Source organism: Streptomyces sp. NPDC050287, assembly GCF_044459385.1.
In the GTDB taxonomy this organism is placed as follows: domain Bacteria; phylum Actinomycetota; class Actinomycetes; order Streptomycetales; family Streptomycetaceae; genus Streptomyces.
The window spans coordinates 101319-113750 of sequence record NZ_JBITIY010000012.1 but is presented as its reverse complement, the minus strand read 5'-3'; the positions used below and the strand labels follow the sequence as shown (position 1 = coordinate 113750).

General features: G+C 71.2%; 11 protein-coding genes. 7 read left to right on the top strand and 4 right to left on the bottom strand.

Translation table 11 applies throughout. The features are described from left to right. Nucleotides 1-49 precede the first annotated feature (49 nt). Genes ACIBK3_RS34595 through ACIBK3_RS34585 form a run of 3 tightly spaced genes read left to right on the top strand, consistent with a single transcriptional unit; the run spans nucleotide 50 to nucleotide 3845 of the window. Nucleotides 50-1612, top strand: coding sequence for a sugar ABC transporter ATP-binding protein (locus tag ACIBK3_RS34595; protein WP_399371511.1), 1563 nt, complete (start codon nucleotides 50-52; stop codon nucleotides 1610-1612). Beyond that, nucleotides 1609-2700: an ABC transporter permease gene (locus tag ACIBK3_RS34590; RefSeq protein WP_399371510.1), complete on the top strand. Its 1092-nt coding sequence runs from the start codon at nucleotides 1609-1611 to the stop codon at nucleotides 2698-2700. The genes ACIBK3_RS34595 and ACIBK3_RS34590 overlap by 4 nt, the downstream gene beginning before the upstream one ends. Beyond that, nucleotides 2700-3845 (top strand): substrate-binding domain-containing protein, encoded by a 1146-nt coding sequence (locus ACIBK3_RS34585; RefSeq protein WP_399371696.1) that lies wholly within the window; start codon nucleotides 2700-2702, stop codon nucleotides 3843-3845. Before ACIBK3_RS34590 ends, ACIBK3_RS34585 begins: the two co-directional genes overlap by 1 nt. Nucleotides 3846-3944: 99 nt before the next feature. Here ACIBK3_RS34585 and ACIBK3_RS34580 read toward each other — a convergent pair whose 3' ends face one another. From ACIBK3_RS34580 to ACIBK3_RS34565, 4 genes are read right to left on the bottom strand one after another with little or no spacing between them, the layout of a single operon-like run. Further along, on the bottom strand, nucleotides 3945-4988 hold the full coding sequence (locus ACIBK3_RS34580; RefSeq protein WP_399371509.1) for an NADP-dependent oxidoreductase: 1044 nt from the start codon (nucleotides 4986-4988) through the stop codon (nucleotides 3945-3947). A gap of 4 nt (nucleotides 4989-4992) precedes the next feature. Continuing rightward, a complete protein-coding gene (locus tag ACIBK3_RS34575; RefSeq protein ID WP_399371508.1) occupies nucleotides 4993-5211 on the bottom strand; it encodes a transposase in 219 nt (72 codons plus the stop codon). 3 nt (nucleotides 5212-5214) lie between these two features. Next, nucleotides 5215-5535 (bottom strand): 2Fe-2S iron-sulfur cluster-binding protein, encoded by a 321-nt coding sequence (locus ACIBK3_RS34570; RefSeq protein ID WP_399371507.1) that lies wholly within the window; start codon nucleotides 5533-5535, stop codon nucleotides 5215-5217. Beyond that, nucleotides 5532-6938: an SRPBCC family protein gene (locus ACIBK3_RS34565; protein WP_399371506.1), complete on the bottom strand. Its 1407-nt coding sequence runs from the start codon at nucleotides 6936-6938 to the stop codon at nucleotides 5532-5534. Before ACIBK3_RS34565 ends, ACIBK3_RS34570 begins: the two co-directional genes overlap by 4 nt. 439 nt (nucleotides 6939-7377) lie before the next feature. Here ACIBK3_RS34565 and ACIBK3_RS34560 point away from each other — a divergent pair, with 439 nt between their 5' ends. The 4 genes from ACIBK3_RS34560 to ACIBK3_RS34545 all read left to right on the top strand — a co-directional run bounded on the left by ACIBK3_RS34560 (nucleotide 7378) and on the right by ACIBK3_RS34545 (nucleotide 12371). Further along, nucleotides 7378-8520, top strand: a complete 1143-nt coding sequence (locus ACIBK3_RS34560) for a sugar ABC transporter substrate-binding protein (protein WP_399371504.1) — start codon at nucleotides 7378-7380, stop codon at nucleotides 8518-8520. Nucleotides 8521-8630: 110 nt separating this feature from the next. Further along, complete coding sequence (locus ACIBK3_RS34555; protein ID WP_399371503.1) at nucleotides 8631-10196, top strand: sugar ABC transporter ATP-binding protein; 1566 nt, start codon at nucleotides 8631-8633, stop codon at nucleotides 10194-10196. A gap of 1 nt (nucleotide 10197) precedes the next feature. Then, nucleotides 10198-11331 carry an ABC transporter permease gene (locus ACIBK3_RS34550; protein WP_399371502.1) on the top strand — a complete coding sequence of 378 codons (1134 nt, stop codon included), beginning with the start codon at nucleotides 10198-10200 and terminating at the stop codon, nucleotides 11329-11331. After that, nucleotides 11328-12371, top strand: a complete 1044-nt coding sequence (locus ACIBK3_RS34545; RefSeq protein ID WP_399371500.1) for an NAD(P)-dependent alcohol dehydrogenase — start codon at nucleotides 11328-11330, stop codon at nucleotides 12369-12371. The genes ACIBK3_RS34550 and ACIBK3_RS34545 overlap by 4 nt, the downstream gene beginning before the upstream one ends. Nucleotides 12372-12432 lie beyond the last annotated feature (61 nt).

The following is a 12432-nucleotide window of genomic DNA, read 5'->3' as shown; positions in this document are numbered from 1 at the left end:
TCCGGTGGAGTCGGGAAGGAACCCGCAAGCCGATCCCCGGAGAGAGTCCGTGCACGACGCTCCCGACGCCTCACCGAGCAGATCCGTGGGCCACGGCCGGGACCCTCTGGTCCGGATCCGGGGTCTCGGCAAGCGGTTCGGCGGCACGCGCGCGCTGGCCGAGGTCGACCTCGACGTCCAGCGCGGCGCGGTCCTCGCCCTGCTGGGTCCCAACGGCGCGGGGAAATCCACCCTCATCAAGGTGCTCGCCGGTGTCCATCACGCCGACGAGGGCGAGGTGACGGTGGCCGGCCACCCGCTCGGCACGGCCGCGGCCTCCCGGCACATGGCCTTCATCCACCAGGATCTCGGTCTCGTCGAGTGGATGACGGTCGCCGAGAACATCGCCCTGGGCACCGGCTACCCGCGCCGCCGCGGACTGATCTCCTGGCGGCTGGCACGGGAGCGCTGCGTGCGAGCGCTGGAGATCGTCGCCGGACACCTCGCACCCGACGCCCGCGTCGCCGACCTGACCCGCGCCGAGCGTTCTCTGGTCGCCATCGCGCGGGCGCTGTCGACCCGTGCGGAACTCGTCGTGCTGGACGAGCCGACCGCCAGCCTTCCCGCGGCCGACTGCGTCCGCCTCTTCCATGTCCTGCGCGAGCTGTGCGACCGCGATCACGGCGTCATCTACGTCAGCCACCGGCTCGACGAGGTGTACCAGGTCGCCGACTCCTTCGCCGTCCTGCGCGACGGCCGGATCGTCAGCCAGGGCCCCCTCGCCGGCCACAGCCCCGCTCGCCTGGTGCGGGACATCGTGGGCCACGACCCGGCTCGCCGGCCGCCCGCCGCTGCCCTTGCCGGTCCCGCCCCCGGGGCCCGGGCCGTCCTGCGCCTCGACGGCGTACGGACGGAGAACGCCGGCCCGGTCGACCTCCGGCTGTGCCCCGGCGAGATCCTCGGCCTGGTGGGCCTCATCGGCGCCGGTCACATAGACCTGGGCAGGGCGCTGGCCGGCGTCCGGCCTCTTCTGGGCGGGCGGGCGCTGCTGGACGGGCGGCCGTACCGTCCGCGTACGGTCGCCGCCGCCGTCGGTGCGGGTGTGGGTTTCGTGCCCAGCAACCGTCTGGAGGAGGGTTGCGCCGCCGAACTGACCGTACGGGAGAACCTGCTGGCCAACCCTCGCGCCTACGGCACGCCGGGGCCGCACTGGATCAGCCCCCGGCGCGAGCGCGCCCAGGCCATGGCTCTCATCGAACGCTTCCGGGTCCGCCCCCACGACAGTGAGGCACCGATCGCCGTCCTGTCCGGCGGCAACCAGCAGAAGGTCATGCTCGGCCGGTCGCTGCGCAGGAACCGTCGGTTGCTGATCCTGGAGGAGCCGACGGCCGGCGTGGACGTGGGCGCCAAGGCGGAGATCCACCGCCTGCTGGACGACGAGCTGGCCACCGGGCTCGCCGTGCTGCTCATCTCCACCGATGTCGAGGAGGTCGCGCACGTGTGCCACCGCGCCCTGGTGTTCGTCCGCGGGACCGTGGCGGCCGAGCTGACCGGCGAAGCCCTCACCGTCACCCGGCTCACCCGCACCGCGTCGGCCGTGCCGCCCCTCACCGGAGGGGAGACGGACGGATGAGCGGTGAACCGACGGGGGACGGGACGACGCCACCGACGTCGCCGTCCTCCTCGCCCCGATCACGGCTGAGCCGCTCTCCCGGGCAGTTCATCGGCGCGTACGGACTGCTCGCACTCACCGCCCTGCTCTTCCTCGCCTTCTCCCTGGCCCTGCCCGACACCTTTCCCACGCTGGACAACATCTCCTCGATCCTGTCCAACCAGTCGGTCCCCGCGATCCTCGCCCTCGGCGCGATGGTCCCCATCGTCACGGGCAAGTTCGACCTGTCCCTCGGCTACCTGCTCGGCCTCGCGCATGTCATGGTGCTCCAGCTGATCGTCAGCGCCGGCTGGCCGTGGCCGCTCGCCTGCTCGGTGGTGCTCGTGGGCGGGGCGGTCGTCGGGGTCGTCAACGGCGTCGTCGTCGAGTTCGCCCGGATCGACTCCTTCATCGCCACCCTCGGCACCGGCAGCGTCCTGTACGCCGTCACCGGCTGGATCACCGGCGGCACCCGCGTCGTCCCCGGGCCGAACGGACTGCCGCCGGCCTTCACCGACATCTACGACTCCACGTTCCTCGGCCTGCCGGTGCCCGCGTTCTACGTCCTCGGGCTGACCTTCGTGCTCTGGCTGCTGCTGGAACGCCTGCCGCTGGGCCGCTACCTCTACGTCATCGGTTCGAACCCCCGCGCCGCCGATCTGGTCGGCATTCCCACGCGCCGCTACAGCGTCTGCGCGTTCACCCTGTCCGGTCTGATCGTCGGCTTCGCCGGCGTCCTGCTCGCCGCCCAGCAGCAGATCGGCAACCCCAGCGTCGGTCTGGACTACCTCCTGCCGGCCTTCGTCGGGGCCCTGCTCGGGTCCACCGCGATCAGGCCCGGTCGCCCCAACGCCCTGGGTACCCTCGTGGCGGTCGCCATCCTCGCCATCGGGCTGGCCGGCATCGGCCAGCTCGGCGCGCAGTTCTGGGTCACCCCGCTGTTCAACGGCGTCACCCTGCTGCTCGCAGTCGGCTTCGCCGGGTACTCCGCCCGCCGTCGACTGCGCTCCGGCGCCACCGCGAACCGTCATGGCGGCGCGGTGGCGGGCGCCGGCAAGGAGCACCCGTGATCTCCCACCACAGGACCGGCCCGGCCCTGGCGGCCCTCATCACGGTCCTCGTCACCGTCGTCGGCTGTGAGCGAGGCTCGTCCACCGGTCCGGGAAACCCCTCCGAAGGGGTCACCAGGGCCGGCTGCCCCGCCACCCTCGCCACGGCGAGATCCGCCGTCCGGCGGGCCGAGAAGGTGGACGTTTCCTGGAACGGTCCCACCACCGGACCCACGGCCCGGCCGGGCAGGACGATCGTCTTCGTCGCGCAGACCATGACCAACCCCGGAGTCGCGGGCGTCGCGAACGGCCTGCGGGAGGCCGCGCGGGTGATCGGCTGGAAGGTCAGGGTCATCGACGGGCAGGGCACGCCCGCCGGCATCCAGGCGGCCCTGAGTGAGGCGGTCGGCGTCAGGCCCTCCGGCATCGTCCTCGGAGGCTTCGATCCCAACGCGACGTCGTCCCAGCTCGCGCGTGCCGACGCGGCGCGCATCCCGCTCATCGGCTGGCACGCGGTCGGCACCCCGGGACCGAGCAGGCATCCCAAGCTCTTCACCAACGTCACGACCCGGGTCGGGGACGTCGCGGAGATCAGCGCCGACTGGATCATCGCGCGCTCCAGCGGCCGGGCCGGTGTCGTCGTCTTCACCGACGCCTCGATCCCCTTCGCCAGGAAGAAGTCACAGCTGATCGAGAAGCAGCTGGCCACCTGCGCCGACGTGCGTCTTCTGGCGTCCGAGAACATCCCCATCCCGGACGCGAGCAGCCGCACCCCTCAGGAGGTCTCCTCCCTCCTCTCCCGCTTCGGCAGCAGGTGGACGTACTCCGTGGCCATCAACGACCTCTACTTCGCCGACGCCGCGCCCGCCCTGCGTCAGGCGGGGCGGAAGGGCTCCGGCCCCCCTTTCAACATCGGCGCCGGTGACGGGGACCCGTCGGCCTTCCAGCGCATCAACAGCGGGCAGTTCCAGACCGCCACCGTCCCGGAGCCTCTCACCGAGCAGGGCTGGCAGATCGTCGACGAGTTCAACCGCGCCTTCGCCGGCGAGTCCGCCAGCGGATACGTCGCCCCGGTCCATGTCTCCACGGCCGCCAACAGCGGCGGAACGACGAGCTGGGATCCTCCCGGGTACCGCGAGGCGTACCGGAAGATCTGGGGCAGGTGAGAGCCGACGCGGCGGGCGGGGGGACCCGACTCGGGACCGTGCGTCTCCCGGTCGCCCTCTCCGGTCTCTCCGGTCTCGTTGTCTTCTCTTCGGTCTTCGTCAAAAACGGCTGTACGGGTCTTCGGCCAGCCTGACCAGCATCTTGCCGACGTTGCCGCCGTCCAGCAGGGCCAGCAGGGCCCCAGCCGCACTGTCGAGGCCGTCCGTCACCGTCTCGCGGGCGGTGATCCGGCCCGTGCGGAGCCAGTCGGCGACCCGGCTCTCGAACTCCGGCCGCAGATCGTCGTGGTCGCGGACGATGAAGCCGCGCAGGGTGAGCCTTTTGAGGACCGCCTGGATCAGCTGGTTGATGTCGGCGGACCGCCGCTCGCCGCCGAACTGCGACATCATGCCGCACAGCGCGACACGGCCGCCCGTCCGCAACGCGTGCAGGGCGGCGGCGAGTTGTTCCCCGCCGACGTTGTCGAAGTAGACGTCGACGCCGTCGGGCGCCAGCCGTGCCAGGGCGTCGCGCACCGGCTCGGCGCGGTAGTCGGCGGCGGCGTCGTAGCCGAACTCCTTGACCAGCAGGGCGCACTTGTCCGGCCCCCCGGCGGTTCCGACGACGCGCTGCGCGCCCAGCAGCCGGGCGAACTGTCCGGCGGCGCTGCCCACGGCCCCGGCCGCCGCCGACACGAAGACGGTGTCGCCGGGCCGTACCTCGGCGATCCGCGCCAGCCCGACGTAGGCGGTGAAGCCGGTCTGTCCGAGCAGCCCCAACCAGGTGGGCAACGGGGCGAGTTCGGGGTCGATACGACCCGCGGCATCGGTGTCCGCTGGGTCGAGCACGGCCCACTCGCGCCAGCCGAGCTGGTGGCGTACGAAGGTGCCCGCAGGCACGGAGGAGCGGCGGCTGACCTCGACGACGCCGAGAGCCCGGCCGTCCAGCGGTGATCCGGGGGTGAAGTTGTGCGTGTAGTGCTTCTCGGTGCTCTCCAGCCGCCCGCGCATCGACGGGTCGACGCTCATGTAGAGGTTGCGGACGAGCAGCTGTCCCTCGCCGAGCGGTGGGAGCGGGCGTTCCTCGACGGCGAAGTCGCCGAGCGCCGGTTCTCCTTCCGGCCGGCGCACCAGGCAGACCACCCGGGTGGTGCGGGGTGGCACCGGCTCACTCCTCCGGCGGGCGGACGGCGCGCCGCTGGGCGAGGCGGCCCACCCAGCCGGCCATCTGGAGGTCGGCGTGGCGCAGTTCGCCGGACTGCCAGCGGGCCTGGAAGTCGAAGATGCCCTGCGCCCCGGTCTTCGGGTCGGTCACCTCCACCAGTCCGTCCTCGGTGAGCCGGTACACGTGCCCGGTCAGCGGATGGATCACTTGCTTGGCGCTCACGGCTCACTCCTGCGGTCTGCGGCGTACGCCGCGTTTGGTCACGGTCACCGGGCCCTCGACCCGGAGCCGGCAGGCGAGCCGGGTCAGGCCGTCCACCGGTCTGCGCAGGGCCTCGATGCCCTCGCGCTCCAGCGGACCCACGGGCGAACAGTTCTCGGCGCCTTCCTCGACCTGCACGAAGCAGGTCCGGCAGGTCGCCTTGCCCCCGCAGACGGTGGGCCAGCGGTAGCCGAGCCGCTGGGCGGCGCTGAACAGGTCCTCGCCGTCGCGCACCTCCAGCTCGACACCCAAGGGCCGGACCGCGACCCGGTGGGTGACGGTCACTTGTCCATCCACCGGTCGAGCGTCCGGTTGAAGTGGCGGATGCGGCTCTCCTGGTAGTTGGCCAGGGTGATGCCCGGCTTGCGCAGGGTCTTCAGGCCCTGCTGGACGTACGGCAGGTTCTCGCAGTCCTGGTCGAAGACCGGTCCCAGGACGCCCAGTTCGGGGATGTCGGCGAAGAGCATGTCGTCCGGCACCCAGCGGATCTTGACCGGGGGCGGCATCTCACCGGCCGTCTTCGGCGCCGACATGAAGATGATCTCGGCGGTGCACGAGTCGGGGTCGAGGCCGTTGGGCCTGAAGCGGTAGATGATGTTGGACTTGGCGCCGCCCCAGGGATTGAAGTTGGGGAACAGCAGATAGTTGATGGCGTCCAGCAGCTCGGTGTCGGCGGTCTGCGAGAAGTCCTGCTGCGAGGTGATCGCCAGCTGTGCGCGCATCCGCTCGGCGAGGACCTGGCGGGCGGTGCCGCCGGGCGGGATCGCCGGCATCTCGTCGCCCTCCTGTATCACCAGGTCCCGGCCCTGGGCGGCCGCGTAGAAGGCACGGGAGTCGTAGAACGTCTCCAGTACGTCCTCCTCCGTGACCGAGTCGGCCACGTGGGGGCTGGGGGCTCCCTGGATGTTGATCATGCGGTTCCAGTTGGGCTGGTCCGCCATCACGTCGTACTGGGAGTTGGCGTCGGCGAGCCACGGCAGCATCTGCGGGTGGGTGGCGATCACGTGGAAGGACTCGATGAACGCGTCCTGGGCGATCTTCCAGTTGCAGGGCAGCACCTTGGCGATGTGCAGCGACTTGTAGCGGTCCTGCAGCGGCCAGATGTAGTACTCGTCGAAGGTTCCGCGGTAGCTGTCGAAGGACTCCGCGTACGGGTCCATGTTGATGAAGACGAAGCCGCGCCAGGTGGCCACCTTGGCCTCCGGCAGGGCGAACTTCTCCGGGGTGACATGGGGAAAGTCCCACGCGCACGGCGGGGTCTGCATGGTTCCGTCGAGGTTCCAGGCGAAACCGTGGAAGGGGCAGCGGAACTCGGCGACGTTGCCGCCTCCGGTGCGGAGTTTGCGCCCGCGGTGCAGGCACGCGTTGACGTACGCGCGGATCTCGTCCGGTGCCGTGCGCACGATGATCAGTGAGTCGTGGCCGATCTCGTAGACCTCGTGGTCGCCGACTTCGGGGATCTCACTCTCCAGACAGGCGAACTGCCACACGCGCCGCCACACCTGGCTCATCTCGCGCTCGGCCCATTCCCTGGAGGTGAAGCGGGTGGTGTCGATGTCCTCGCTGCCGAGGAAGTCGTTGTGGACGTGCCTCAGAGCGGCGGGAACCGGCCGGCTGTCCCGGTCGAGGTAGTCCTGGACGCTGGGCCCAGGGCACCGCGCCGTGCCCAACTCCGACGTTTCGTCCATCTTCTCTCCTCAGCCAGAAACTTTAGAGTGAGTGTAGTTATGAGGCGCGGTGCGGAGCAAGGCTCACGACGGCACCGGGGCCCCGCGGAACCCGGAACACCGGGGATCCGCACGCCCCACCTTGAATTCGTTATGACCGACCCCTCCCCAAGCCCGACGGCGCGTGCCACACTCCGTCGCACCCGAGGCTGTAGAGCCTCACAAGTTTCTCTGTGGCTTTCTCTTTGGCTCGAGGCTGGGTCCGCCCCGTCTCCGCCACAACGCCGCCGGTCCGCCCCGGTGGCCCGCGCCGTACCCCACGACGGCGATCCGACAGCCCGCCCGACCAACTGAATGTGCCCGTCCCGGTTCGGGCGGCACAGGATCCGCCCTGCACGGCACCGGACACCGCGGACGCGGTCCGCGGCGGTGCGGGCACACACCACGGGAGTACTCAAAGATGAGTTCCAGACCCGGACGCGCGGTCCGTCGCGCGCTCACCGCGATCGTCCCCGTCACCGCCCTGCTCGCCCTCGCGGCGTGCGGCACCGACACGACTCCGGCCGCCGACACCGCGAAGGCGGCGGCTTCGGACTCCCCCGGCCTGACCGCGGCCCGCAGCGCCCTGCGGACCTATGCGCAGCGCCCGAACAAGATCCCCATCACCCAACCGGTGGGCAAGAAGATCCCCACGGGCAAGAAGATCGACTTCATCCTGTGCGGCGTTCAGTCCTGCAGCGACCTGGCCGACTTCCTCACCTCCGCGGCCAACCAGCTCGGCTGGCAGGTCAACCAGATCCCCACTCAGGGCACCCCTGAGTCGGTCCAGGCCGCATACGAGACGGCGGTGCGCGACAAGCCTGACGCCGTCGTCTCCTCCGGATTCCCGCGCGCGGTGTACGCCAAGCAGCTGGCGAAACTGAAGGCAGCCGGCATCCCGGTCATCCAGTCGAACGCCGACGACGTGGTGGGCGACGGCCTCGAGCTGCTGAAGAACGGGCCGAAGGACGTCGGTGTCCAGGGCGAGATGCTCGCCTCATGGGCCGTGGCCGACAGCGGCGCTCAGGCGAACACCGTCTACTTCGACCTGCCCGCCTACACCATCCTCAAGCCCGTCAAGGACTCGTTCGCGGCCAAGTACAAGGAGTTGTGCCCGAGCTGCACGCTGGACAACGTCGACGTGCCGATCACTTCGGTCGGCAAGGACATCCCGGACCGTGTGGTGTCGTACGTCCGCTCGCACCCGAAGGTGGACCACATCGTCTTCTCGCTGGGGCTGCTCAACGTGGGCGTCCCCTCCGCGCTGAAGACCGCCGGCATCACCGGCAAGCACATCGCCGTGAACGTGGGTGACGCGCAGAACTACCAGTACATCCAGAGCGGCCTCACCGACGCCGCGGTGGCACTGAACTCGCACGAGAGCATGTGGCTGCAGGCCGACGCGCTGGCCCGCCGCTTCACCGGCCAGTCCATGGACGTGGACCAGAAGGCGGTGCTGCCCCTCACGCTGATCACCAAGGACAACCTCTCGATGGCCGTCGGTGACTTCCCGCTCGTCAAGAACTACCAGGCGCAGTTCCAGGCGCTCTGGGGCCTGAACTGACCGACCCGGGCCCCCGCCGCCGGCCATGTGCCGGCGGCGGCGCCCGTCGATAGACCGGCCTTCGATCACCCTCGTTGGCCCTCAACGGCCCTTCCATGGAGGGAGCAGCAGTGCACGCTGACACGTCGCCGGAGACCACGCGAGGGCCGGCCGGCAGCGAGGAGAGAGACCGCCCCGTGCTGCGGGTGTCCGGGCTGTCGAAGCGATTCGGCGGTACCCAGGCGCTCCAGGACGTCGCCCTGGACATCGCGCCTGGCGAGATCCACGCACTGACCGGACCCAACGGCTCCGGCAAGTCGACCCTCATCAAGATCCTCGCCGGCTACCACCATGCCGAACCCGGAGCGATCGCCGAACTGGACGGTGAGGCCTTCGACCTGGGCCAGGTCACCGGATCTCGGCACGACCGGCTCCGCTTCGTCCACCAGGAGCTGGGACTGGTCGGGGAGCTGAGCGCCACGGACAATCTGGCGCTCAGCCGTGGCTTCGCCCGGACCGCTCTCGGCAACATCCGCTGGTCGGAGATGGAGCGCCGGACGACCGCCCTGGTGGAACGGTTCGGCCTCGGTATCGACGTGCGCCGTCCCCTGTCGACGGCCACCCCGGTCCAGCGCGCGGTGGTGGCCATCGCCGCCGCCCTGCAGGGCTGGGAGGGACGCCGCGGCGTCCTGGTCCTCGACGAGCCGACCGCCGTGCTGCCGCCGGGCGAGGTGGCCCGGCTCTTCGACATCGTGCGGGAGATCCGCGACGCCGGGGCCGGGGTCCTGTACGTCTCGCACCGCATGGACGAGATCTTCGCGCTGGCCGACCGGGTCACCGTGATCCGCGGCGGACGCCGCATCGCCACCCGCCCGGTCACCGAGCTCACTCCCCGGTCGTTGGCGGAGCTGATGGCGGGTGAGGAGGTGGAGACCGGCTACCGGCCGCGGCTCGCCCCCGCCCGCGCCGAGCCCGTGCTGGAGGTCCGTGACCTGTGGGCGGGCCCGTTGCGCGGCATCGGCTTCGACCTGGCCAGGGGCGAGCGGCTGGGCATCACCGGCCTGGTCGGCTCCGGTCACGAGGTGGTGCCGTACGCGGTGTGCGGGGCGTACACCGGGCCGGTGCGCGGCCGGGTGCGGTTGCCGGAGCGCTCCGAGCGGTGGGTCGACGCGAAGGATGCCGGAGGGGCGGGCATCCCGCTGGTCCCCGCGGACCGGGCGGGCGAAGGCGTCATCGGCGACTTCTCGGTCGGCGAGAACCTCACCCTCCCGCTGCTCGACCGGCTCCGCGCCCGGGCGGGACGACTGCACCGGCGCCGCGAGTCGGCGCTCGCCGAGGAGTGGATCCAGCGGGTGGGGGTGCGCACGGCGGGCCGCGGCGCCAGGATCACGACGTTGAGCGGCGGCAACCAGCAGAAGGTCGTCATGGCCCGGTGCCTGGCCCAGCAACCGCCGGTGCTGGTGCTGTGCGAGCCCACGGCGGGCGTCGACATCGCGACCCGCCTCCAGTTGTACGACCTGATCGAGCGGCAGGCCGACGACGGCATGGGCGTGATCGTGTCCTCGTCCGACACCGAGGACCTGCTCGCGCTGTGCACCCGCGTCCTGGTGGTGCGGGACGGCCGGATCGTACGGGAGATCAGCGGCCGGGACATCACCGAACGCGCGCTGCTCCACGCCATGGAAGGAACCGAGTGACATGACATCCACCCCGACCCGGAGCGCCGAGCTCCGGCAGAGCGGACCGGACGAGCCCGCGGTGCCGTCGGCAGGGACGCTGGGCGCCCTGGGCCGGCGGGCGACGGCCGCCCTGTCGTTCCGCACCATCGGCGCCGTCTATGTGTGGCTGCTGATCGCGGTGCTCTTCTCCGTGTGGGCGCCCGACACCTTCCCGACCGCCACCACGGTCAAGCAGGTCCTCAACGGCAACGCGGTCGCCGGGCTGGTGGCGCTCAGCGTCGTCCTTCCGCTGGCCGCACGCGTCTTCGACCTGTCGGTCGCCTACACCATGTCCCTCACCAGTGTCCTGACCGCCCACTTCCTGGTCTCCTCGGGGCTCGGCCCGGTCACCGCGATCGCCCTGGCGATGGGCGCGGCCCTGTTGGTGGGGGTGGTCAACGGGCTCGTGGTCGTGGTGCTGCGGGTGGACTCCTTCATCGCCACGCTGGCGACCGGGGCGCTGATCCAGTCCCTGATCACCATGGTCACCAACGACACGTCCATCACCGGGGTCCAGCTGCTGGCCAAGCCGTTCTCCAGCATCGCCCAGCTGGACGCGGGCGGCATCACGCTGCCGGTGCTGTACCTGCTCCTCGCCGCGACGGCCATCTGGTTCCTCCTCGAACACACCGCGAGCGGACGCCGGTTGTACGCCACCGGTTTCAACGCGGACGCGGCACGTCTGCAAGGGGTGCGCACCGACCGGCTGCGGTTCCTCACCCTGGTGGCGTCCGCCCTGCTCTCCGGTTTCGCCGGCGTCGTCTTCGCGGCCTCGGTGGGCTCCGGATCACCGAGCGCGGGTACCCCGTACCTGCTGTCGGCCTATGCGGCGGCCTTCGTCGGGGCGACCCAGCTGCGTGCGGGCCGCTTCAACGCCTGGGGCACGGTGATCGCCGTCCTGCTGCTCGGCACCGGCATCACGGGGCTCGGACTCGCGACCAGCGCGCAGTGGGCGACGAGCCTGTTCACCGGCTCGGTCCTGATCGTCGCGCTCGTCCTCACGGGCGGACGGATCGCCCTGCCTGCGGTGCTGCGCCGCCGGAAGCCGCAGCATGCCGCGGGTTCCGCCGCGGACGGCCCGGGGACCGTTTCGGGCGAGGAGGTGCCGCGATGAAGGCGGTTCAGTACCGTACGGTCGGCAGGGCTCCGGAGGTCGTCGAGGTTCCGGTTCCCGAACCGGAACCGGGCCAGGTGCTGCTGAAGGTGACGGCGGCCGGGCTGTGCCACTCGGACCTGGCGGTCATGAGCTGGCCCGAGGAGCAGTTCCCCTATCCGCTGCCGATGACGCTCGGTCACGAGGGGGTCGGCACCGTCGCGGCGCTGGGCACCGGGGTCACCGGGGTGGCGGAAGGCGAGGAGGTGGCGGTCTACGGCCCGTGGGGCTGTGGCCGTTGCCGCACGTGCGCCGAAGGCAGGGAGAACAGCTGCCCGCACGCCGCCGGCCTCGGCATCATGCCGCCCGGGCTGGGCTCTCCGGGCGCCCTCGCCCAGTACATGGTGGTGGATTCGCCGCGCCATCTGGTGCCGCTGAACGGCCTGGACCCGGTCCAGGCCGCACCGCTCACCGACGCCGGGCTGACGCCGTATCACGCGATCCACAGCTCCCTGCCCAAGCTCGTGCCGGGCAGTACGGCGGTGGTGATCGGCGTCGGGGGCCTCGGTCATCTCGCCGTACAACTGCTGCGTGCGCTGACGCCGGCCCGGGTGGTCGCCCTCGACGTGAGCAAGGAGAAGCTGGAACTTGCGCGCGCCGTCGGCGCCCACGAGACGCTGCTCTCCGACGGCGAGGCGGCCGCCCGGGTGCGGGAACTGACCGGTGGCATCGGCGCCGAGGTGGTGCTGGACTTCGTGGGCGCCGAGGCGACCCTCGCGGTGGCCGCCGCGGCGGTCGCGGTGGCGGGCGATGTCACCGTCGTCGGCATCGGCGGAGGCACGCTGGCGGTCGGCTTCGGCGGCGGTCTTCCGTTCGAGGTGTCGGCGTCGGCGCCCTACTGGGGCAGCCGGGGTGAGCTCATGGATGTGGTGGAGCTGGCGCGGCAGGGGCTGGTCTCCTCCCACGTCGAGACGTTCTCGATCGAGGACGCCCCGCGGGCGTACGAGCGCCTGCACGCGGGGGAGATCAACGGGCGTGCGGTGGTGCTGCCGCACGGCTGAGCGGGATGCGGCCGGGGTTTTTCTCGCCCCCGCCGCCCCTGCCCGTCCCATCCTTCCGGGG